The sequence below is a fragment of the Leucobacter sp. WKLB1 genome (assembly GCF_059696215.1).
In genome coordinates, this window is record NZ_AP046115.1 from 2109823 (window position 1) to 2131636 (window position 21814).

The window sequence follows — 21814 nt, forward strand, 5'->3', positions numbered from 1 at the left end:
CCACCCGAGCGCAGGACCGCTCCCTCGCCTTCCGTGTCTGTGGGGGCTAGTAGCTGAGGCTGGGTTGCAGGATTCCGCCGATGAGGAGCGTGAAGATCAGTCCTCCGAATGCTGCGGTGAGCACGATCGACCAGACCACAGCAATCCATCGGCGTGGGGATCGGCGGAATGACATCACCAGCCGCCACACGGCGGGGATGATGCCGAGAGCCGCGGTGACGAGCAGAACCTGACCTGCACGGATGACGAGAGAGTCTGGTGCCGGGCCATCCGTCAGCAGGGCATTCGCCGCCGCAGACCACGGCAGCACCGACACCGCCAGACTTACCACGGCCAACCACGTCAACCAGCCCGCACGACGCCAGGCACGTGAGCGACCATCGTTCCGCGTGCGAAGCCGGCGGACGAGAGCGGCCACAGGATGCGCGATCAGGTGCGTGAGCAGGATCAGCAAGGCGAGCGCGGCGACGATCGGGAGCGCTGCCCGCTCCCCCGGCATCGGCTGCAGCGTGAACGCCGGGTCGAATCCGATCGCGACGACCTCACCATCATGCTGATCGACGGCGATGATCCGTTGACCGTCGACCTCCGACCACACCCATGGTTCGGTCTCGACGAAACGGATGGGTTGCCCGTCCGGGTCGACGATGGCCGAGACCGTCACGTCGCCAGAGCTGTCGGCGGCAATGGTGATGCTGGAAAGGATGAAGAACGCGCGGATGAAAGTCGTCTCACCGCGCCGTGACAGCTGATACGTCCCTGCGATCGCCTCTGCATGTTCGGCGGCAGTGGTCGTGGCAGTCCGGGCCGGACGCTCGTCGGGGAAGTAACGATCAGCGAAACCCGTAGTGAGGGCGTCGCGGATGACGGTGGAGGAATCAGGGTGGATGCCGGAACTGTTCAGTGAGATGAAGATGCCGGCCCTATCATCCGGGTAGATCTCCATCTGCGCATGGAATGCCGTCAGGTCGCCGGCATGGCTGAGGATCCGATGCCCGTTGCGGTCGCGCTCGAAGAACCCCAGTGTCATCACCGGGCCCGCCGCAAGGCCCCCGAGTTCAGCGCTCGTCAGGGCGGGCTCGTGCATGAGCGCGAGCGTTTCCGGGCTCATCAACGGTGTCTCGGAGTCTCCGAGTTGCGCGAGCATGAACTCGCCCATGTCGGCCGCGGTCGCCGAGATCGCACCAGCCGGGGCGGGCGACACCACCTCAAATGGGACCTCCGCGGACCCCTCGAAACGGTATCCGTTCGACATGTCGATCTGCCGGTCGGCGGGAAGCGGCTGAGCCATCGTCGCCGTGGCCATCCCGATCCGATCGAAGATGCGCTGCTGCACCAACTCCTCAAACGGCACACCCGTGACACGCTCAACAACGTAGGCCGCGAGCCCATTGGAGTAGTTCGAATACGCCGGCGTCGACCCGGGCTCGAAAATCTGCGCAGGCGGGTCGATTACCACCGCATCATGCAACGACATGATCTCACCCCCAGGCGCGGTGATGAGGCCAGCGAGCTCGTCTTCAAGCCCGGCGGTGTGGCTCAGCAGGTGCCGCAACGTGATGGGCTTTTCGAAGCTCGTCGGCAGAGTGAAATCGAGCACCTCCTGCACCGGGGCGTCCAGATCCAGCACTCCCTCTTCGACCAGCTGCATCACGATGGTCGCCGTGAACACCTTCGAGATCGACCCGATCCGGAAAAGGGAAGACTCCGGATCCACAGCGTGTGCAGCATCAGCTAACGCGTCCACATGTCCGTAGCCCTCCGCGGCGATAATCTCCCCGTCGGCAACGATCGAGACCGTGGCACCGACCACGCCCTCCCGCTCCAACGCCGCCGGCAACACCTCGTCCAACCACGCCTGCGCATCCCCCGCCGACAACTCCGCAACAGACCCGGCCGACCCAGAGGGCCGAAGCACCGCTTGCTGCGGCGAACACGCCGACACACACACCAACACCCCGACAAGCGCACAGCACACAACAGACCATCGACGAAAACTCACACGCCCAATTCTGCCAACCACCGCACCCTGTGCCAGCCTCCGCAAATGCACTGACGCTTGCAGCACAACTGTGTCAGTCCTCCCTGATCACACGATCGCTCGTTCGGCGCACCCAACCGCCGCAAGGCAACGCTGCCTCACATACGAGGTCCACACAAGAACAAGGGACCTGTTCACGATTCTGTTGATTCGTCGTGTCTCGGGATTCCGGGCCGCAACTCAGGCCCATGAATTGATGACCTCGAACTGGAAACCTACCGAGGCCGTGCTGTCTCCTGTGGCGGTAGTGGGTCCGCTCAATCCTGCTCACGATCTCGATACGAGAGTTTATGAGGAGACCCCATCATCTCTTGTTGACAACGTTCTTTTATCGCAGCAAGAATGAGGATCCCATCGCGGCGCTGTCCGCGCATACTCCGCCCCTGCACATCAACCCCGTGATTCCGGTTTCGCGAAGCGGTGGCTTCGCCTCTGATCAGTCGGCCCGTGCGATGCCCAGTGCTCGGAGCTGCTGGAGGTAGCGGAGGTCGTCACGGGCGCGCGCACCGTGGGTGTCCGCGATGAGGGTCACGTCTTCCCAATCAGATCGGACGAGTTCCTGAAGAGCGATCCTCAGTGATGAGCGTCCTGGATTTACCGCACGCCAGTCCAGAGTGCGGGCGGCCTCGGCGGTGACGACGGCTTGAAGTTCGGGGTTGCGGCGGATGAATCGTGATGGGTATCCGCGGATGGTGATGTCCCCTGTGGCGTCGGTGAGGTCGAGCATCCATTCGGGGTCCTGCATGCGTTCGCGCTGCCATTGCGCGTAGCGGGCGGTCGTCTCGGGGTCGGGATCGTCGAGGGTCGGGTTGAGGATCAGGCCGCGCACGCGTCCTCGTAGCGTGACGCGGCGAAGCTCGCAGCCGAAGAGGAACCCGGAGCTATGCGGGCAGCGCAGACCATCGACGGTGACGTCTTCGAGCACGGCGCCGTTGAGCGAGCTGGACTGCAATTCGAGGTCGGTGATGTTTACCCGTGATATCCGAGGGCGCTCCTGGCGTCGCGTGGCTCGGGCTGCGACGCAGTTCTCCAGGGTCACCCGATGACCGGTCACATCAGCCAGTTCGTGGCCCGGTTCGAGCCGTTGGTCACGATAGACGGTGCGCGGCGGGTTCCGGCGGGAATTCTTCTTCAGCAGTCCCGCGGCCGATTCGTGCGCGGTGAGGACCACCTCAGCCAGGGGCACCGAACTCGAATCCGGGACGCGAGGAATCAGTCCCGGCATCGCTGTGAGGTTGCGGGCGCGTCCGATATCCGGCCCCGCGGCGATCACGCCGTCACTGACGACGTGCGCACTGTTCAGCCCGAGCGGGAAGTCGACGGAGGTGATCTCCGAGAGATCCCCCGAGGAGAGCACGAGGAGCCGCTGGGGAGCCGACACGCGGATCTGCGTGGCGGCGACCAGCAGCTCCGGGCCGTGATGTAGGACACGCGCAGCACCTGCTCGCGCTGCACCCTCGGGAATCGTGTCCTGCGGCTGCGGACTTCGACGTCTCCGCTTCACCACGGTCATCGTCGCCAACGAGACCAGCGATTCCATGGCAGCGGCGGAGTTTCCGACCGCGACGACGTCATCTTCCTCGCGGCGGAGGTAGGTGTTGTACTTTCCGATCTTGGCGGTCAACCGGCGTGTGGGTTCCGGTACGGTCACGTCGATCTCGGTCAGAGCGTGGTCGGTCAACACCAGCGCACGGTGAGCGGAGAGGGCGAGCGCGTCGCGCAGCATCCCGCGGAGCCCCGGCAGCACGCGCCACTGTCCGGTGTGCAGGTCGAGTATGCCGAGTCGGTGCGTTGCGCGGCCCTCGACCCAGGAGGTGAGCAGGATGCGGCTGTCCAGCACCACTGTGGCAGTGGGAAAGTGATGCGGTGCGTCTTCCGCCACCGGAACGTGAAGTTCCTGCATGCCAGCAGGCGTCTCAGTCGGCCGCAATCCCACGGTTCACAGCGTATCTCAGCCGTGCATTCCACGCTCCGGGCCCACCTGCAGCAGGTTCCGTCAGCGCTGGACGGTGAACCACGCCGTGGGGCCATTGGTGAGCATCGGGGCCTCCTTTGCCCCGAAGCGCGATGCGGCATCCGGCCACGCGACGAAGTTCCTCTCCGCGCGAAGCATGATGTTCTTCGCCACCGGGTCGACGGCGAACACGCCCGTCCCGCCGGCGCGCACCGCGCGCATCAACTCACGAACGTACTCGGCAGTGCGGCCGTCACCTGTCGGCACGGATGCCCGCAACTCGCCGTTCCGCAAGCCGTCGTCCTCGGAACGTGACCGCACGAGGCTCGCGAGGCCCGCGCCGACGATCGCGTACACCCAGCCCCGACCGGACGGGTGAGGCACCACATAGTCACGATGGAACACGCTCTCGGAGATGATGCTCGTGTCCACGAGTGTGACGTGAGGGCCGGCGCATTCACTCAGTGATGAGCGAAACGTCGGGGTGGGTGTCTCGGGCTGTTGAGATACGTCGACGAACCTCACCGTAGGAAGACTCATCCGCACCGCATCGCTGAAATGTGATTCATCAGCGGGCGTCATGAAGACACAGAGCCGATGGAGCTTCGACGGCGTGCTCATGACTCCAGCGGCGACGTGATCTTGGCCGCACGGTAGGACTGCCCATCCTTCGTGGCACGCCACCGTCGCCACTGCTTCGTCGACATCCGGAAAGGCAGATGCTGCTGCACATAAGCGGCAGCATCGTGCAACCGGTCGCCGGCGGGAAAAGCGAGCCAGAGCGAGAGCGACGAGGCGGTCGTGCCGAACGCGGCACGCACCCCCGAGGTACCGAGGAGACGCCCGTAGCCATCCACCGCGAACCGACCGAACGCATCGGCCTCGATCCCCTCGTACGACGTTCCTGTCGCGGGGTCGACCAGAGCCACCTGCGCGTTCCAGACCAACGAGGCCAGCGGATGCCCGTGGCCGGTCACCGCTCCCGAATCCGCACCGCTCAGGGCGTCGAGCGCGGCATCGACGTCGTCTGCGCGCACCCGCCACTGGGTGTGCGTGCGCTGTCGACTCTGGGGTCCGCCGAAGTGCGCTGCCGCGAACGATTCGAAGCGGCCTGCGACCTCGGACGGGCCTCCGGCCCAGACCTGGAAGGAGATCTCCGCCGCACCGATGGTCAGCACCGTGGCATCGACGAAGGCCTGGACGCGCTCGGCGGCCGCGCGGGGATTCTTCGTGCGAAGCGAGTGCGCACCGCCCGCCGAGGCCGGCAATCCGTCGTAGGTCACGACCTCCTGATTCGATGTCACCCCTCCATTATCCCGACCACCGGGACGCAGGCGAGGCGTGCGCGGGTCTTGTGGGATCGGCGCGGCGCAGCCGAAACGACGACAGTATGCGTCGGTAATCTGGTCGTGGCGTGGGCGACAGCCGACGGATTCAGGGGTGAGCGGATGAGTGTGTCGACGACGAAGCGGACCATGGTGTTGCACAGTGCGCACCAGGACCAGTTCGATGTGCCGGACAGGGACCTCGTCTTCTACGACCAGCCCTACGACACCGAGCATCTCTCACGCGTCACCGATGTGCACCTGTGGTCTCCCCTTGACGGGCCCATCGATCGTCTCCCCGAGATCGTCGCCGCGATGACGAATCTGAAATCTCTCAGCATCGGGCCGGGGAGGATCCTCCCCACTGTCGTCACCGAACTGCGGCCGGGCGATCTCCCCGAGAGTCTGGAAGAGCTCTCGGTACACATCAGCGATCGGACCCTCGTGTGGCCGGATGTCGTGGTGCCGAACCTGCAGACCCTCTACGTCGGCGAACCCTTCCGTTTCAAGAACGAGCACTTCCCCCGGCTCCGAGCGCTCTCCCTGTACCCGCAGAGATCTCTGACCAACGTGCGGCAGGCGCTCGAACTCCCGTTGGAGGAATTGAACCTGTTGAACGTGCCCACGGACGAGGAGATCTTCCGCCTCGTCGAACCGGTCGGGCTTCGCCGTCTCGGACTGATCGGTGGACGCACGCTGACGAGCCTCACCGGGATCAGCGCGCTCCCCCAGCTGGAGTCGTTGCGCCTGAAGAACCTCACCTCTCTGGGTGACATCTCGGAGCTGGCCACTCTCCAGCAACTCGAGATCGTGAACATCCAGTACTGCAAGAAGATCACCGGCATCGCCGCCATCAACGACCTCCCCCGACTGCGCAGACTCACCCTGGTCGGATGCGGGACCATCGGCCTCGAGAAGATCGAGGCAAAGTTGTCGACACTGGATTGGGCCAACACCGGCGCGACCTGGTGACCGTCTGCCCCAAGAAGCTGCTCAGGAGCCGGGAGGCATGACGGAACTCTTCCGAAGTGCAATCGGACGCCTGCAGGACGCCGGGTGGACGAATGAGCCGCCGATGTCCGCGGAAGACAGAACTCCCGCCGCGCAGCACACCGCATCCGAAACGGCGATCCACTGGGTGTCCTCGTTCTCGGCGCTGTCGAACTCAGACGACACCGTGTGGTTCCTAGCCCGCGACGACTACTCGACGGGTGCGGAGGGTGCGTTCGCTTGGAACGAATGTGAACAGCTGAGCCTCCAAGCTGCAATGACGGATGATGAGGCAGCCGCCGTCTCCCGGTTCTGGAAGCGCCACCTGCCCATCCTGCTCTCCGTTCGAGACGGATACGAGTACCTGGCTGTACGAGATGACGGAGCAGTCGTCCGCGGAACGGAGCCAGAGTTCGAAGAGACGGTCGTCGTGTTCTCTCACTTCGAGGATCTACTGAAGTACATCAGCGCGCGGCCAGCAGTGGCCCGGAACCACGTCGTCGAGAGATTACTGTTCGGTGTCACCGGCATCCCCGACACGACACGGAGCCACTAGACCGAGACTCCGAGTCCAAGGGCAGATCATCGGCACACCCAGCGGCCGCGGCCCGCGCGTAGCGCTGCACGTGCGCTTCACGCGCAGCGTCGGCGTGCTTCTCGCCGCCCCATTGGTCCGGCAGCGACTCGCCCCCACGACGACGGGAGCGTGTCACGCGGGCGAGACCGAACGCGACGGACACGCGTCAGAAATGTGCACCGGCTGAAGCTCGTGGCCGCGGAGAACGTGGCATCGACGAATGTGCAGTCCGTGAAGGTGGTGTCCGAAAAGTCTGCGCCCCTGAGGTCAGCGCCGTCGAAAATGCGGCGTTCGAATCGAGTGCTCGGCAACGATCTCAACGTGTGCAGATTCGCGCCTGCGAAGTCGCACTCGGTGATCTGCGCGCCGATCGCCAGCCCTTCAGTAATACGCCACGGAAACGGCATCGCACGAAGCTGCGGTCGAAACGAGGCTGCCCGGCGAGCGATACCGAATCGAGCAGGCAGCCGGGGAGCTCGGACTCGAAGAACATCAGGCGGCCTCGTGCGCGGCGGAAATCAGCGCGGGACAACGTGATGAACAGGAACTGCAGGCCATAGCGGCCCAACTTCACACCGCGTAAATCCAGCAGACCCTCGTCCGTTTCCGGCCAGACGGTATCGAACTGATGCGAACCCTTCACGATGCGAGGCTGCTCCAGAGCCTGCTCCCGCAGCGCAGCCAGCCGATCAGGTGTCCACCGGCGTGACAGCTCGGCAACGCCAGAGGCTGTCACTGGCTCATCCTCTCGGCAGCACCGTCGCCGCATCAGGATCTGCATGTGCGTCGGGTGCGGCCTCGTCGTCGATGAGGAACGAGGTCTTCGCGCGCTCCGCGTCCTCGTCGAGGGCAGGGTCACGAGCAGCGATGCGACTCACGAGATCGGTGATCGCCGTGTGGATCGTCTGGCGCAGGAAGACGATCGGATCAGCTGCGGTGCTGACATCGTCGTTGCTGATCCGGATCTCTCCCGTGGCAGTGCGTCGCGACAGGAACACCCGCGGTCTCCGCAACCCGGACGGCCCGAGCACGGGCGTGATCTCGCCGCCGACCGTCAGGAAGAGGTCGAGCTGATACGAGAATTCCACCGTACGTAGGTGTTGCTTTATCCGCGCAACCTCCTCGATAGAGCCCGCCCGCGGCGACGGACCACCCCACACCGTGCGGAACGTGAGCCGCCCACTCGGCATGCCGTCGATTCCGGAAGGATCAGTCATCATGAATCCCCACCTGGATCGGGTCTGTGGCGCCGTCCGGCGTCACGACCTCCCAACGCAGATCAGGCGCTCCCCTCGGGATGAGCGGGTCGATCCATTCGGCCACGACTTCGACGATGGCATCTTCGAGTTGGTCTCGAGACCAACCGGCAGGTCGTGCCGGAACCGGGGGCTCCCAGCCTTCCTCGCCCCAGATCACGCTGAACAGCTCCCGTAAATCGCCGAGTCGCCGGTCGAGGGTGAACGAGTCGGCGCCCTCGAAACGCGCCCACACACCGAACGGGCCCTCGGCATCCTGATCGAGGAACACGTCGATCAGCACGCCGTCGGCGCCAGCCGTCGCTGCGCGATGGAGCCTGGAGAGCCGGTCGGCCACGGACTGTGACATCGCGTCGAGCACGGCTCTCAGCGCATCACGATATTCGACGGTACCCACCTGGGCAGTTTATCGATCGCGCTTCCTGGCCGATAAGCCGCAAACACCGTTGTCACGTTCGGCTAGAAGTCGAGGAAGCCTGCGACGGCATCGCGCACGATCCCGTCCGCGCCCGGTGCGCCATAGAAGTACACCGAGCCGTATCCCCACAGGTATTCCGCGATGACGTCCTCGAGCTCGCCCTCCACAGGCCACCCCTCCTCATCGATCTGAAAGAGGAATCGATGCCCATCGGCGCGCACGGCATCAGCGAATGCAGGCTCATTCTGAATCAGGACGGGTTCGTCATCGATCCGCACCAGAGCCGGCGTGGACGCGGCGTCCGGTCGTTGGATCAGCGTCGTCGCACGCAGCCCTGGCCACCCCAGGTCGTCCCGTCCGCCACGCGGCGAGGGGTCGTGGACGATCGCTCGCATCGCCATGTCCGGATAGACGACGTCCTCGTCTTCGATGCCGAAGCCGGCGCGCAACAGCACCGACACCTCACGGCCACCCGTCCACGATGCGCAATCCGCGGCAAGAGTCAGCAGATACCGATGCGTCTCCAGAAGTGGATGCTTCTCGATCACGGATGGCGGAGCACCACCCAACCGCGCCCCATCCCAGCGATCCGGTAATGCGGGATACAAGAACGCAGGCATGATCCCAGCCTAAGGGCGCCCCTAAACGATCACGGCGAAAACCGAGCCTTTGCCGATTCGACGCTCATCGAAAGATGGGTCGCATGCGGCTGCTTATCCATCAGCAAACAGTCGTCCCAACTCTCACTGGCCAGGAGTGTAATAGTGATCTCGCGTGCCTCAGCAAGCAATGGAAAGTACACCCCGTTGTGCGGTCTCAGTTTAGCGGCCGGTCGAGGTCTGCACGTGCATAGCTCGCGCCGATTTCGAAGCATGGTCGGTTTGGAAGGAACAGGGAGTAACAACGAACTATCGGTCATCTGTGATCGAGGTCGTGCAGCCATCCGTGTGCTGTAGTTCAACCCGTGGTTGATGTTGTCGCTGTGCATCGTCTTCGTAGCGTGGAAGGGTCACGCATATCGAGGATCGAGAGGCCGCATGACTACGAACCCGACCACGACGCCGAGAGTCCGAGGATCAGGGCTCGCCAAGACCTATGGCTCGACGATGGCGCTCAAGGATGCCAACGTCGAGATACGGGATGGTGAGTCGGTGGCGGTGATGGGGCCGTCGGGCTCTGGAAAGACGACGCTTCTCCATCTGCTCGCCGGGATCGTTCCACCGGATGCCGGTGAGGTGGTTCTGCTGACCAATACGGGTCCTGTGATCATCAGCTCGCTCGATGACGATGCTCGCTCAGCAATCCGGCTGCGCGAGTTCGGCTTCGTCTTCCAGCAGGGGCTTCTGCTCCCGGAACTGACTGCGGTGGAGAATGTCTCGCTTCCGCTGCTGCTGGCGGGCACCACTCGCGCGGCGGCAGAGTCATCGTCTCGGGGTCTGCTGGCCTCGCTGGGACTTGATGGTCTGGGGGAACGTCGGATCGGGCAGCTTTCGGGCGGCCAGGCCCAGCGGGTAGCCATCGCTCGCGCGGTCGTCGGGAATCCGCCGGTGGTGTTCGCGGACGAGCCGACCGGAGCGCTGGACTCGACCACCGCCTCAGACGTGCTCGATCTTCTCCTGTCGCAGACCGCTCACCACGGCCGGGCTCTCGTGCTTGTGACGCACGACGAGTCCGTCGCTGCCCGGTGTTCTCGGGTGTTGCGGATGAAGGACGGCCAAGTCGTATCCGGCAGCGTGGAGTCACGGCCGTGAACTGGCGCGTGCTGTGGCTTCTCATCCGCCCGGCCCGGACCGGGTTCTCAACCGTCGTACTTCCCGCTCTGGCGTTCGCGGTGATCACGGCGATCGCGCTGGGTATCGTGACCGTCGCTGTCCGGTTTTGGTTCGCGCCCGACAACGAGTTCGGTGCGTACCGCCTGCTGGCTGCGGGGCTGGTCATTCTCTTGTTCGTTCCACTGAGCACGCTCGCGGGAGCCGCAGCTCGGCTCTCGGCACGTCGGCGAGATGATCGCCTTGCGACGTTGAGGTTGCTTGGCGCGTCGTCGTCTTTGGTTCACCGGGTGGCGTTTTGCGAGGCGGTGTTGATTGCTGCGATCGGCGTGATCATCGGTGCGCTGCTGTATCACCTTGCTGCCCCGCTGCTGCTCCTCATTCCGGTGCAGGGCGAGACGCCCCAGGATGCGGGGACATGGTTGCCGTGGTGGGCAACGGTGTCCCTCGCGGCGGGTGTCATCGCGATCGCCGCGGTGAGTGCGACGGTGAGCTTGCGCAGGGTCGTCGTGTCGCCCTTGGGGGTGCGGACCCGGAGCGAGGCACCTCGGCTGCGGTGGTTTCGGCTGTTGATCGGCGGCGGGGTGATCGCTCTGGCACTGGTTCTCTTGCAGTCGGTATCCGGGAGCTGGGGTGCGACCGGGATAGCCGCCGCATACGCGGTCGCCCTCGTCGCCGTGATGTCGGTACTCGGGGTGGTCGGCCCATTCCTCACCGCCAGGCTCGCAGGGCTGCGCGCCAAGAGGGCGAGTACAGCGTCAGCGTTGATCGCGGCACGGGTGGTTTTGGAATCACCGTCAACGGCCTGGCGGCAAGTATCGGGGGTCGCCTTGGCGAGTTTCCTCGTCGTTCCAGCCGGGTCGATGCTCGGCTACCTCGACATGATTCAGCGCACCTCGCCCGTGGTGACGGACGAGACGCGAGTGCTGTTCGCCGACATCCGGACGGTGCTGCTGGTCGCGCTGGTCGTCTCTTTCCTGCTGGTCGCTTGCTCGGTCGGCGTCACCCAGGCTGCGGCGGTTCTGGAACGCGGAGCGTTCTATGTCAGCCTCGACCGTCTCGGGATGCCTCGACGCGAGATGAACCGGTCGCGGTGGGGTGCGGTGTTGCTTCCGCTTCTGGTGGCCTCCATCGGCTCGGCGCTCGCGTCGACGGCGTTGGTGTTCCTTCTGGTCGCGATCGCGGTCGCGACGGCGCCCCTGTTCGTCGTGGGCGTGGTGCTGCTCCTTATTGCCGGTATCGGTGCGGTCCGTGTCGCTGTGGCGGCGACGACGCCCGTGCTGCGTTCGGTGCTCGCTCGTCCCGACCGGGTGCTGTAGTCGCCACCCGAGGGTGGCCGGAGGCTAGGCGGATTGTCACCCACGGTTGATGTTCCTGCGGGTATGCCGATTTCTACGTTGAAGGTAGACCATTCCCACCGCTCCGAACGGGGCATGAAAGGACGACGTACCGTGACGATCGAGACACGCAGCCTCAGCAAGCGATACGGGCGCAAGTACGCCATCCAGGACGTGTCGTTCACCGTCGCGTCTGGCAAGGTCACGGGCTTTCTCGGACCGAACGGGGCCGGCAAATCGACCACCCTCCGCGCGATCGTCGGGCTGGACCATCCGACCGCGGGGACTGCCCTCATCGACGGTCGACCCTATGCGGAACTGGGTGCGCCGCTCCACGCGGTCGGCGCTCTCCTGGACGCCCGCTCGGCACACCGCTCCCGCTCCGCACGCAATCATCTGCGTTGGGTGGCGGCCACGAATCGCATCCCCAAGTCTCGTGTCGAGGAGGTCATCGACCTGGCGGGGCTCAGCACGGTCGCGGACAAGCGGGTGGGCGGCTTCTCCCTCGGAATGGGGCAGCGGCTCGGCATCGCGGTCGCCCTTCTCGGCGATCCCCAGACCTTGATCCTCGATGAACCGGTCAACGGTCTCGACCCCGATGGTGTGACCTGGATGCGGAGCCTGCTGCGCGGGCTCGCGGACGAGGGCCGCACCGTGTTCCTCTCCTCGCATCTTCTCGGTGAGCTGTCGTTGATCGCCGATCATGTGATCGTGATCGGCAAGGGCCGCATCCTCGCCGACAAGCCGCTGGCCGAACTCGTGGACACAACTGAGACGACCCAGGTGCGCACCGCGGCCGTCGCCGAACTGGTGAAGGTGCTGACGGGGCCTGAGGTGAGCACGACCGTGCTGTCGACGGACACGGTGGAGGTATCCGGGCTCCCCGCGGAGCAGATCGCAGAGCGGGCCAGCGCCGCCGGCATCGTCCTGTACCAGATCGCGCCGGTGACCCGTTCGCTCGAAGACGCCTACAACGAACTCACCCGCGACGCAGTGGAGTACCGCGCGACCGAAGCAGGATCATGACCACCGTCGCTGCCGCACCAGTCAACGCCCGGCGGGTCACCCCTCTGAGCGTGGTGAACGCGGAACGCATCAAGTTCCTCACCCTGCCCTCCTACACCGTCTCGGCGCTCGCAACGCTGGCGCTGCTGATCGGGCTGGGCGTGCTGAGCTCGTTCGCGATGGTCTGGCAGGCCGAGGACGGCGGCCCCGCGCTCGAGCCGGTAGTGCCGGGGCTTGTTCTGGATGGTGTGCAGACCGCGCAGGTCCTTCTCGCGATCGTGGCCACGCTCTTCGTCACCTCCGAGTACACCCAGGGCACCATCCAGACCAGCGTCATCGCCGTCCCCAAGCGCATCCCGATCCTGCTGGCGAAAGCCGCGACCGTCGCCTCCGCGGGGCTGCTCATCGGTGTCGCCGGGAGTGCGACGCTCATGTACACGGCCCCTGCGATCCTCGACCAGGCCGGCATCGGGGTGGACTGGTCCGCGCAGACGCCGGTACAGGTGATCCTCGGGTGCGGCCTCTATCTGGCGTTGATCGCACTGCTCGCGCTGAGCCTCGGGGCGCTGATCCGGAACACCGTCGGTGCTTTCCTCACCGTCGTCGCGCTGCTCACCGTGGCGCCACTTCTGCTCAGCGCCGTGCCGATCGAGTGGGTCGCGAAAGCGACCTCGTATCTTCCCACCATCGCCGGCATCCTCGTGCTGTACCCGGACAGCCCCGTATCACCGCTCACCCCGTGGCAGGGTCTCGGCGTGCTGGCCGCCTGGGCGAGTGCCGGGATGGTCGCCGCCGCACTCACTCTTCGATTCAGGGACGCGTGACGCCGTGAATCGTTCCGACACTCAAGCAGGAGCCATGACCCCCACGACCCGTTCCACCGCCATCCCCACCCGGCTGCGTCTCATCGACGTCATCACCGCCGAACGCATCAAGTTCTTCACGCTGCGATCCAACCCGATCCTCGTATCCGTGGTCGGGGCACTGATCGCGCTCTCGGCGCTGCCGTCCGCGATCGCGCTGACCGTGCCGTCCTCGAACCCCGGAGCTGCCGTCAACACGGTCACCAGCGTCGATTCACTCCGCTTCGTGGACACCGTTCTGTGGATGCAGATCGTGTTTGCCGTGATCGCGGTGCTCTACGCGACCAGCGAGTACACCAGCGGCCAGATCAAGCTCTCCCTCACCGCTGTACCCTCCCGCATCCCGGTACTCGCCGCGAAAGCCATCGTCATTTCAGTGATCGGCTTCGTCGTCGGCACGATCGCCGCGCTCATCGCCGTGTGCGTGCCGCTGCTGATCCTGCCCTTCGGTGACATCGCCTACGACTTCGTACTCGGCGATGCGCTGCTGCTCGCGGTCGCGTCCGGCATCTACCTCGCCCTCACCGGAGTCGTGGCGCTGTGCATCGGGGCGCTGATCCGCAACGTCGTGGTCGCGATCATCATCCCCGTCGCCCTGTTCAGCGTCGTGCCGCCGGTACTCGAATCCATCGGAAACGACGCCATCACCACGCTCACCGGCTACCTCCCCACGGTGGCGGGTCGCGTGATCCTCACCACGTTCGAGAACGCCGCGGGACTCACCGCCTGGCCGGGCCTCGCCGTCCTCGCCGGGTGGGCTCTCGTCCTGCTCGCGCTCGCGAGCTGGGCGCTGCGCGCCCGAGACGCGTGAGAGGGGGCAGCCCATTGACCATCGTGGTGCTCCCGGCAGCCCCCTCAGGACTGCACGAGACAATGGAACCGACGAGAACCCGCGAAACAGGAAGACCCATGCCCGATGACACACCGGCTCCCCGCATCAATGCGGATGAGTTCGCGGTGCGTCCCTGGCCCCCGTTTCGCTGGCTGAATCGTCACCCGAAAGTCGCCGACACCCTCATCATCGCCCTTGCTGTCGCTCCGCAGATCGTCGCTCTCATCTACGCCGGCGGCGCCCAGCCCTGGACCGCGTACGCGACAGTGGCCCTCACTGGGCTCGCGCTGATCTGGCGGCGCTCTCACCCAGCGGCGGTGCTGCTTGCAATATCGCTGGCCGGCACGATCCACCCCGCCACCAACCAAACCATCGCCCTGGCCTTCGCCGTCTACACAGTCGCCTCCCGCTTCTCCTTCGGGCGGACGGCGGCTGTCGCCGGCGCGAGCCTGGCAGTCTCCGCGGCGGGGGCGTTCATCCGGCAACTCGTCACGCAAGAGCCCGTGATCCCGAGCAGCGTGCTCGACCCGTTCGTCCTCGTCGCACTCGCCATCGGCATCGCCGTCCGCGGACGACGCGCACAGCGCGAAGCCGTCACCGAACTCATCAACCAGCGCATCGAGAACGCACGCACCCTGGAACGCACCCGCATCGCGGCGGAAATGCACGATGTCGTCGCACATTCTCTGTCGGTGATGATCGCGCTGGCGAACGGCGCGGCCACAGCGTGGCAGAAGCACCCCGAACGCTCCGCCGACGCACTCGAACACCTCTCCGCGGTCGGGCGGGGCGCGCTCACCGATATGCAGCGAGTGCTCCACCTTCTGCGCGACTCCGACGCCGACCTAGATGCAGCCCTCCACGAATCCGGGCACAATCTCCCCGACCTGGAGAACCTGGTCGAAGTGTTCCAAGCTGCCGGTCTCCCGGTCGTTCTCACCCGCACGGGCAACGTCATCACCGACGACCCTCCCCTGAATACGACCGTCTACCGCATCGCACAGGAATCCCTCACCAACGCCCTGCGCTACGCGACGGGAGCCACCCGCGTCGAGCTCAGCATCAGTCGGCACGAAGACATGCTCCATCTGCGGGTCACAGACGACGGAACCGGTGTCGAAGCCGGGAATCAGCCCGGATCGAAGAAGGGCCTGATCGGTATTCGCGAGCGTGCCGCGGCATACGATGGCGAACTCGTCGCCGGGCGCACGGTTACCGGCGGGTGGCAGACCATCGTCACACTCAGAGTGCCCCAGACCGGGGAGGCCACCCGTGACGAATGAGGCCACCAACCAGAAGATCCGGGTGCTCGTGGTCGATGACCAGCCACTCGTGCGGAAAGGAAACGCGCTCGTTCTCGACACCGCCGACGACATCGAAGTCGTCGGCGAAGCCGCCGACGGACTCGAAGCCATCACTCTCAGCGCTGACCTCACCCCCGATGTCGTGCTCATGGACGTGCGGATGCCCGGAATGGACGGCATCCAGGCAACCAAGACCATCACGACCGGGCAGCCTCGGACCCGGGTTGTTGTCTTCACCACCTTTGACCTCGATGAGTACGCCTTCGGCGCGCTGGACGCGGGAGCGAGCGCGTTCCTGCTCAAGAGCACTACGCCGGAACTGCTCACCCAGGCGGTGCGCACCGTCGCCGGCGGTGAATCGGTGGTCGAGCCTCGGATCACGACCAAGCTCATCAGCCACTACACGCTCAGCACCAGGCACGAAGCAGACGCCCAAGTGAACTCTCTGCTCGCCTCGCTCACCTCACGCGAATACGACGTGTTCCTTGCCATCGCCCAAGGCCTATCGAACCCTGAAATCAGCGAGAGGTATCACCTCTCACCCGCGACCGTGAAGACCTACGTGAACCGCGTCTTCGCAAAGCTCGCCGTCCGCGACCGGGTCCAGGCCGTGATCCTCGCGTACACAAACGGGATCATCCCCGTCCGCGAGTAGAAGGTGAGCGTCAGATCACCCCGGTCCGCCCTCGAAAGCCGATCGGGTTCTCCGAGGCTACCCCGACGAGGGTTCGAAGCCTTGCTTTGACGCCATGCACCAATCACGCCTCAGGGTCTCCGACTATTCGCCCGTCGCCGCACGCACGCGGACCGACCACGTTGCCGTGGAGCCGATCGCGTTCGACTGCGTGAAGTTCATCATCGTGCGTGCTGGCAGTGCACGACTGTTCAGTGAGTGCGGAAGCCATCACGTCAACATCGGTGATGTCGTGGCGCTTGCGGCAAACACGCTCTGCGGCGCCGAGCCCGAGGGCTGGATAACGACGACAACCCTCTTCTTGGATCGTGACTACGTGATCGATCAGGTGTTCTGGCAGTACGCCGCAAGGTTCAAGGATCGTCTTGACGCGAGCACTTTCCTCGATGCGAACTATGCCGAACCTGTTCAAGTCGTCCGGATCGGAGAGGATCGCGCCGGACTGTTGATGCCGTGGCTGGACGAGCTCGCAGCACTGAGCAATGACGGCCTACACGCGAAGCACTTCTATCGGGCGCAGGCTCTACTCTCCGCAGTCCTCGATGTTGTAGTTCCACGTCTTGCTGTCACTGAGCAAAGGATAACCCCGACGCAACGGAGTACGGTCGTCCCTTCCGCACCCCGGCACCGTGCATTTCGACCGCTGCGTGCTGATGCACGGAGGGTGGCGGAATTCCTCGCCAGTGATTTGAATCGTCGTTGGTCGGTCCCCGAGCTGGCGAGGGCAGTCCACTTATCACCGTCGCAGTTGCGACGAGTCTTTGTAGACGCATACGGGAAGTCGCCCATCGCGTACCTGACGATGTTGCGCGCAGAACGGATGGCGCATCTACTGAAAAGCACCGATTCCTCGATCTCGATCATCGCTGCATCCGTCGGGTGGAATGATCCTGACTTCGCGGCACGTCAGTTTCGACGCAATGTAGGGGTTTCTCCGAGTGAGTATCGCCGGATCAGCCGCAAGAATCCTCTGCCGACCTACCCCAGCAATCTCTCTAGCGAGAACTCTCGAATGGGTCGATGACACTGTGCACCCCGCACTGCGGGCACGAAAACGCGATGCGAATGCCCTGGCCCTGCCCCGCATCGAAAGGCTCAGGAGCGCAGTCAGCGCCACATTGCGCGCAGGTTCGATAGGACTCAGAGGAGCACAGCTGGGACACGTTGCAAGTCTATGAACATGCCGGCGGTCGTGTCCCTGTCACCGAAGTCATGTACCGGGCAGAGATGCCTCCGCCGCATCAGGCCCGGCCGGTCAGCAGCAGACACAATCACACCTGATTGCCGTAACGTGGCACAGGACGGCATGACCGTGATCGGTCAGAGATTCTGTCCTACGAACTCAGGGCTCGAACGCCGCTCGGTTCGGGCAGCGAACGCTTCACGAACACGCACGCGAACGAGCAGAACTAGGCTGACGGGCCCCATGATGATGAGCTTCATCGTGTTCCAGAGGCAGAGGAGGACGAGGAGGTTGAGCCATCCGGGTCCGCCGTCTGCGATGAGGGTGGTCAGCGTGCTCGCGGCCAGGAGGTAGGGCACAGCGAGAAGCATCGCGGGTACGCCCCACTTCAAACCTCTTCTGCTGCGAATGGCGTCGAGAAGGATGTTGGTCGGCATATAGCGGCGCAGGAACGCGCGGGTGTGGACGCTGAGGGTCCAGAGTTGGCGGATCATGACAGGGTTCCTCTCACAAGCACGACGGATTGTCGGAGGCGGTGCGTGTGTGAGTGGCCTTGCGGCCTGCCCCGAGGAGCGTCATATCAAGGAGAAATCCGCCTCCGTTTCAGGGTACGACGCACCGGTGACAATCGGAAGCGCAACTGTCACAGCGATCGGCCGGCGCTCGCGCGTCGCGCCGGGCGCGACGCGGTTTCGCCGGGTTCGGCCGCCGCGAGGTCGCTGATCCTCTCCAGTGCGGCCCTCGCTCGCGCGGCGTCGATCTTCTGCGCCTCGCTATCGGGGGCTGGTCCGAGCGGGGCGCTGGTGGTGATGCCGTAGCGGTCGCGGTACGCGGCGATGGTGCGCGCGTGCCTCCGCCAGGTGGCTGCTGCCTTCGCGTCTATAGGTTCTTCGCCCAGTGATTGCGCCCACTCCTGCTTCTCTCCGAGAGCTTGGTCGAGAAGTGTGTCGGCGCGCTGGTGAATCAGGTCGCGGCGTTCGGTGAGTGCTTTCCGCATTTCGGCGGTCATCGGGCCGGTGGCTTCGGGGATGAGCCCGACGATCAGGCGAGGGGGTCTGCGGGTGCGGCCTGATCCTGCGGGTCGGGCGGTGGCGCGTGCGAGGCGGTAGTGCAGGACGGCGGCGATGTCGTCCGCATCACGGAATCCTCGTGCCGCGGTCAGACGTGGCAAGAGGGCGTCGACGTCGTGGTGGTTGGCTTCCGCGCGGCGCAGCTCTGCGGTGAGTGCCCCGAACGTGTCGGAGCGGATCGCGTCGTCCGCCTGGTCTTGGGTGAGCCCGGATTGACGGATGAGGGTGGCCCAGCGGTCGTTTTGGGCGGCTTGCGCGATCGTCTCGTACTCGGCAGCGAGCTGCGCCACCGAGCCCCACGTTTCGTGCTCGCCGGTGATCGTCTCGTGCGCGGACAGTTCGGCTCCGACGTGCTGCAGGACCCCGTGGAGTACGCTGCGCGCGGTCGCGTCCAGGTCGTCGGCGGGGTGTCGGGTGGTGTGGTTGTCGTCGGGGCGGTCGGTGGCGACGTAGACGAGGTTCTCTTCCCGGCCGCGGGTCATCGCGACGTACAGGTTCTCCCTCGTTGTGCTGGGGCCGGCGAGGACGTGTGCGGTGTCAGTGGTGATGCCTTGCGCTCTATGTGCGGTCACTGCGTAGCCGAGATCGACGTGATCGGCCACATACCCCGCAGGCAGTACAACCGTGCCGCGTCCGCTGGCGCGGCGGACGGTGAGGGAGCCGTCGTCGCGGATGTCGGTGACGGTAAAGCGGTCGCCGTTGCGCACCCAGCCACGGCCGGCGCGAAGACGCCTGTCGTTGCGGCGGGTGATGACCTGATCGCCGATGCCGGCGCGGCTGGCGTCGTGGAGTTCGACTTCGCGGAGCGCGTTCACGGTGCCATCGAGGATCAGGTCTGCGCGGGCGCGCTGGTTGAGCGCGTGGACGGACTCGTTCGAGTCCGCGATCAGCACCGTCGCAACCCCGGCGAGGGTGTCGGTGCGCCAGGCGGTGTAGGCGGTGTCGATCATCGCCTCGGTGTCCCCGCCAGTGATGCGACCGTGGCCGGCGTAGGTGTCGATCGCTTCGGGGCGGCCGTGGCGGAGGTCGAGGGAAGCGGTCTTCTCCCAGTCGTTGACGAACCGGTGCACGTCTATCAGTTCGGGGGCGTCGTCACGGTCGTGGACAAGGAGGGAAAACGCGCCTCCGGCAGTCACGGATTGCAGTTGCGCCCAGTCCCCGACCAGCAACGCCTTCGCGCCGGCCTGTTCGGCGATTGCGGTGATGCGGTCGAGGGAGAGGGTGCCGGCGAGGGAGGCTTCGTCGATGATGACCAACTGGTCCCGGCGGAACGTGTTCCCGGTGCGCTGGTGGGTGTCCCACCATTTCGCGGTGTTCTCCGTGCGGATGCCGAGGTCATCGGCGAGGACCTGCGCGGCGACCGCGGACGGGGCGAGACCGACGACGCTGCCGCGCCCGTGCTCCCGCTCCCACGCGGTGCGCAGCGCCCGCATGGCCGTGGTCTTCCCCGCACCGGCCGGGCCGACCAGCACATCCACCACCCGGCCCGACACCGCCACCGCCACGAGCGCGCCCGCTTGATCGGCCCCGAGGAGTCGCCCGTCGCGGTCGGGACGGGCGGTGACCTTCTCCACCATCTCGACAGGCACCGTCGGCGCCGTCCTTGCGCGGGCGCGCTCGAGAAGCCGATCCTCCGCCGCAAGCAGCTCTTCCGAGGAGTACACGGTGGACGCCGTCGGACGAAACCTGCTCGTGCCATCGGACCTCCGGAACACGGCGGGACTTGACGCGAACTCAGGAGGAGTCAGTCGCAGCGAGGCGTGCTCGGCGGCGTCTACGACCATCCCGACGACGGCTTCACGATCCTGCGTGGTCGCGAACCGGTAGGGCATGGTCTGGCGGGCGGCTTCGGCGGTGAGGTTCCACCGCCGCCACGTCGACCGCTTCTCACCGACCACCTCGACCACGCTCCGCCCGAGCGACGCGATCACATCCAACGGCACGTCATCGGCACGCAGCAACAACGGGGCACCATTCGCCGTCACGACGCGAGCCCAGGCCGTCGCGTCTTCACCGAGGAGGTGAGCTGCCCGTTCCCGCCACTCTGCGGTGAGGTCGGCGAGGGAGCGGACCTGCTTCTCGGGGCGGGTGGCGAGGGTGGCCTGCGCGCGGAGCTTGATGATCGTCGCCAACGACGGTTGCCGGCCGTGGCGTTCGACGTACTCGGCGATGAGCCGGTTCTTCTCCTGCTCGATCTGCCGGGACCGTGACGAGAACTCCACCACCAGTCCCTCCGGCACCGTGGAGATCGCCCGCGCCGGATTCCGGTCACGCCCCATGTCCCGTGCTTCCCACGCGACGCCGAAGGCGCGGGTGAGGTGGTCGGCGAACACCGCCTCGTGCAGCTCCGACAGCGCGACCGTCGCCGCGTGCAAGGGGCGTCCGTCGAGGGAGCGCCACTTGCCGTCGTGAGCGGTCTGCACCTTGTTCGAGATCACCACGTGCGTGTGCAGATGCGGGTCACCGGCACGAGAGTCGTAATGGTCGAACGCGGTAGCGATCACCCCAGTCACATCGGCTTGCGCGACCGCGCCGCCCGGTCCCGCCGCGCCGACACGGGTTGCTGCAACCTCGCGTTCGATGAACGCAACCATCTCCGCAACCGCCGCATAGTGCGCATCCGCAATCAACGATTGCGTGCCCGAATCCGCCACCGCCCACAACACCGACGCGGACTTCGGGATCGAGAACGTGAAATCGAACCCCGCAACCGCCTTCCGCGACCCCTTCGCCGTCTCCTCCGCCTCGATCACCGCGACCGCCTCCGCACGCTCCGTGACAGGGATCTCGGGGTCGAGCCCGGCGGTGCGCTGCCGGATACGCTCGGTCACCGTCGGATAGTTCCGATACGCGCTCCCGAGCGGATCACCCGTCACAGGGTCACGACCCATACCGATCAGGAGCTGAAGCTGCGTCTCAGTGACCTGATCGCCCACCACGACCGAACCGCCACCGAGAGCGGCGACAGCGGAGCCGAGCCAGCGGCCGGGCGGGGTGCCCTCCTCGGTGTAGTAGCGCGTCAGAGGTGTCGAGAGCATCCGGTCACCGTCACCCGTGGCGACGGTGCGCAGGAGGTACTTGTAGCCGTCACCGGCGGACATCACCCGCATCGAAACCGTCACCACACACCACCCTCGTCCTGCTCACGAGGTGGGTGCGACCGTCCTCGCGCAGCGAGCTCTCCGACGCCTGACGA

General features: G+C 65.5%; 21 protein-coding genes. 10 read left to right on the plus strand and 11 right to left on the minus strand.

Features of this window, described 5'->3' with window-relative positions; genetic code table 11:
• Window positions 1-46 precede the first annotated feature (46 nt).
• From ACZF5Y_RS09605 to ACZF5Y_RS09620, 4 genes are all read right to left on the minus strand, one after another.
• A complete protein-coding gene (locus ACZF5Y_RS09605; RefSeq protein ID WP_497532439.1) occupies window positions 47-1918 on the minus strand; it encodes a serine hydrolase domain-containing protein in 1872 nt (623 codons plus the stop codon).
• A gap of 559 nt (window positions 1919-2477) precedes the next feature.
• Entirely contained in the window at window positions 2478-3944 is a 1467-nt protein-coding gene (locus ACZF5Y_RS09610) for a hypothetical protein (protein WP_497532441.1), read from the minus strand.
• A gap of 93 nt (window positions 3945-4037) precedes the next feature.
• A complete protein-coding gene (locus tag ACZF5Y_RS09615; protein WP_497532443.1) occupies window positions 4038-4616 on the minus strand; it encodes a DUF8467 domain-containing protein in 579 nt (192 codons plus the stop codon).
• Window positions 4613-5299: a hypothetical protein gene (locus ACZF5Y_RS09620; RefSeq protein WP_497532444.1), complete on the minus strand. Its 687-nt coding sequence runs from the start codon at window positions 5297-5299 to the stop codon at window positions 4613-4615. Before ACZF5Y_RS09620 ends, ACZF5Y_RS09615 begins: the two co-directional genes overlap by 4 nt.
• A 171-nt stretch (window positions 5300-5470) precedes the next feature.
• On the opposite strand from ACZF5Y_RS09620, the gene ACZF5Y_RS09625 reads away from it, so the two are divergent.
• A complete protein-coding gene (locus tag ACZF5Y_RS09625; protein ID WP_497532445.1) occupies window positions 5471-6292 on the plus strand; it encodes a hypothetical protein in 822 nt (273 codons plus the stop codon).
• A 37-nt stretch (window positions 6293-6329) separates the two neighbouring features.
• Entirely contained in the window at window positions 6330-6866 is a 537-nt protein-coding gene (locus ACZF5Y_RS09630) for a hypothetical protein (RefSeq protein ID WP_497532446.1), read from the plus strand.
• Window positions 6867-6943: 77 nt separating this feature from the next.
• On the opposite strand, the gene ACZF5Y_RS09635 is transcribed toward ACZF5Y_RS09630, so the two are convergent.
• From ACZF5Y_RS09635 to ACZF5Y_RS09655, 5 genes are all read right to left on the minus strand, one after another.
• Complete coding sequence (locus tag ACZF5Y_RS09635; protein WP_497532448.1) at window positions 6944-7294, minus strand: pentapeptide repeat-containing protein; 351 nt, start codon at window positions 7292-7294, stop codon at window positions 6944-6946.
• Entirely contained in the window at window positions 7204-7623 is a 420-nt protein-coding gene (locus ACZF5Y_RS09640) for a hypothetical protein (protein WP_497535356.1), read from the minus strand. Before ACZF5Y_RS09640 ends, ACZF5Y_RS09635 begins: the two co-directional genes overlap by 91 nt.
• Before the next feature lie 4 nt (window positions 7624-7627).
• Window positions 7628-8104, minus strand: a complete 477-nt coding sequence (locus tag ACZF5Y_RS09645) for a hypothetical protein (RefSeq protein ID WP_497532450.1) — start codon at window positions 8102-8104, stop codon at window positions 7628-7630.
• Window positions 8097-8540, minus strand: a complete 444-nt coding sequence (locus ACZF5Y_RS09650; protein ID WP_497532451.1) for a DUF6389 family protein — start codon at window positions 8538-8540, stop codon at window positions 8097-8099. The genes ACZF5Y_RS09645 and ACZF5Y_RS09650 overlap by 8 nt, the downstream gene beginning before the upstream one ends.
• 62 nt (window positions 8541-8602) lie before the next feature.
• Window positions 8603-9181, minus strand: a complete 579-nt coding sequence (locus tag ACZF5Y_RS09655) for a hypothetical protein (protein WP_497532452.1) — start codon at window positions 9179-9181, stop codon at window positions 8603-8605.
• Between the two features lie 417 nt (window positions 9182-9598).
• Here ACZF5Y_RS09655 and ACZF5Y_RS09660 point away from each other — a divergent pair, with 417 nt between their 5' ends.
• The 8 genes from ACZF5Y_RS09660 (at window position 9599) to ACZF5Y_RS09695 (ending at window position 17389) form a co-directional block, all read left to right on the plus strand.
• Window positions 9599-10312, plus strand: coding sequence for an ABC transporter ATP-binding protein (locus ACZF5Y_RS09660; protein ID WP_497532453.1), 714 nt, complete (start codon window positions 9599-9601; stop codon window positions 10310-10312).
• Window positions 10309-11649 (plus strand): FtsX-like permease family protein, encoded by a 1341-nt coding sequence (locus ACZF5Y_RS09665; protein WP_497532454.1) that lies wholly within the window; start codon window positions 10309-10311, stop codon window positions 11647-11649. The genes ACZF5Y_RS09660 and ACZF5Y_RS09665 overlap by 4 nt, the downstream gene beginning before the upstream one ends.
• Window positions 11650-11781: 132 nt before the next feature.
• The gene (locus ACZF5Y_RS09670; RefSeq protein ID WP_497532455.1) at window positions 11782-12693 is read left to right on the plus strand and encodes an ATP-binding cassette domain-containing protein; all 912 of its coding nucleotides are present in this window, start codon (window positions 11782-11784) and stop codon (window positions 12691-12693) included.
• Window positions 12690-13496, plus strand: a complete 807-nt coding sequence (locus tag ACZF5Y_RS09675; protein ID WP_497532457.1) for a hypothetical protein — start codon at window positions 12690-12692, stop codon at window positions 13494-13496. Before ACZF5Y_RS09670 ends, ACZF5Y_RS09675 begins: the two co-directional genes overlap by 4 nt.
• Before the next feature lie 34 nt (window positions 13497-13530).
• Window positions 13531-14346 (plus strand): ABC transporter permease, encoded by an 816-nt coding sequence (locus ACZF5Y_RS09680; protein WP_497532459.1) that lies wholly within the window; start codon window positions 13531-13533, stop codon window positions 14344-14346.
• A 98-nt stretch (window positions 14347-14444) separates the two neighbouring features.
• A complete protein-coding gene (locus ACZF5Y_RS09685) occupies window positions 14445-15650 on the plus strand; it encodes a sensor histidine kinase (protein WP_497532460.1) in 1206 nt (401 codons plus the stop codon).
• On the plus strand, window positions 15640-16326 hold the full coding sequence (locus tag ACZF5Y_RS09690) for a response regulator transcription factor (protein WP_497532461.1): 687 nt from the start codon (window positions 15640-15642) through the stop codon (window positions 16324-16326). The genes ACZF5Y_RS09685 and ACZF5Y_RS09690 overlap by 11 nt, the downstream gene beginning before the upstream one ends.
• A gap of 94 nt (window positions 16327-16420) precedes the next feature.
• A complete protein-coding gene (locus ACZF5Y_RS09695) occupies window positions 16421-17389 on the plus strand; it encodes a helix-turn-helix domain-containing protein (RefSeq protein ID WP_497532462.1) in 969 nt (322 codons plus the stop codon).
• Between the two features lie 296 nt (window positions 17390-17685).
• Here ACZF5Y_RS09695 and ACZF5Y_RS09700 read toward each other — a convergent pair whose 3' ends face one another.
• Window positions 17686-18042: a sulfate permease gene (locus ACZF5Y_RS09700; RefSeq protein ID WP_497532464.1), complete on the minus strand. Its 357-nt coding sequence runs from the start codon at window positions 18040-18042 to the stop codon at window positions 17686-17688.
• A gap of 149 nt (window positions 18043-18191) precedes the next feature.
• A complete protein-coding gene (gene mobF / locus ACZF5Y_RS09705; RefSeq protein ID WP_497535325.1) occupies window positions 18192-21728 on the minus strand; it encodes a MobF family relaxase in 3537 nt (1178 codons plus the stop codon).
• Window positions 21729-21814 lie beyond the last annotated feature (86 nt).

Excerpts from the sequence above, each read along its gene's own strand:
- ACZF5Y_RS09610 (WP_497532441.1), bottom strand. The coding sequence starts at position 3,944 with ATGCAGGAACTTCACGTTCCGGTGGCGGAAGACGCACCGCATCACTTT.
- ACZF5Y_RS09615 (WP_497532443.1), bottom strand. The coding sequence starts at position 4,616 with ATGAGCACGCCGTCGAAGCTCCATCGGCTCTGTGTCTTCATGACGCCC.
- ACZF5Y_RS09625 (WP_497532445.1), top strand. The coding sequence starts at position 5,471 with ATGGTGTTGCACAGTGCGCACCAGGACCAGTTCGATGTGCCGGACAGG.
- ACZF5Y_RS09630 (WP_497532446.1), top strand. The coding sequence starts at position 6,330 with ATGACGGAACTCTTCCGAAGTGCAATCGGACGCCTGCAGGACGCCGGG.
- ACZF5Y_RS09635 (WP_497532448.1), bottom strand. The coding sequence starts at position 7,294 with ATGCCGTTTCCGTGGCGTATTACTGAAGGGCTGGCGATCGGCGCGCAG.
- ACZF5Y_RS09645 (WP_497532450.1), bottom strand. The coding sequence starts at position 8,104 with ATGACTGATCCTTCCGGAATCGACGGCATGCCGAGTGGGCGGCTCACG.
- ACZF5Y_RS09655 (WP_497532452.1), bottom strand. The coding sequence starts at position 9,181 with ATGCCTGCGTTCTTGTATCCCGCATTACCGGATCGCTGGGATGGGGCG.
- ACZF5Y_RS09660 (WP_497532453.1), top strand. The coding sequence starts at position 9,599 with ATGACTACGAACCCGACCACGACGCCGAGAGTCCGAGGATCAGGGCTC.
- ACZF5Y_RS09675 (WP_497532457.1), top strand. The coding sequence starts at position 12,690 with ATGACCACCGTCGCTGCCGCACCAGTCAACGCCCGGCGGGTCACCCCT.
- ACZF5Y_RS09680 (WP_497532459.1), top strand. The coding sequence starts at position 13,531 with ATGACCCCCACGACCCGTTCCACCGCCATCCCCACCCGGCTGCGTCTC.
- ACZF5Y_RS09685 (WP_497532460.1), top strand. The coding sequence starts at position 14,445 with ATGCCCGATGACACACCGGCTCCCCGCATCAATGCGGATGAGTTCGCG.
- ACZF5Y_RS09695 (WP_497532462.1), top strand. The coding sequence starts at position 16,421 with ATGCACCAATCACGCCTCAGGGTCTCCGACTATTCGCCCGTCGCCGCA.
- ACZF5Y_RS09700 (WP_497532464.1), bottom strand. The coding sequence starts at position 18,042 with ATGATCCGCCAACTCTGGACCCTCAGCGTCCACACCCGCGCGTTCCTG.
- mobF (WP_497535325.1), bottom strand. The coding sequence starts at position 21,728 with ATGCGGGTGATGTCCGCCGGTGACGGCTACAAGTACCTCCTGCGCACC.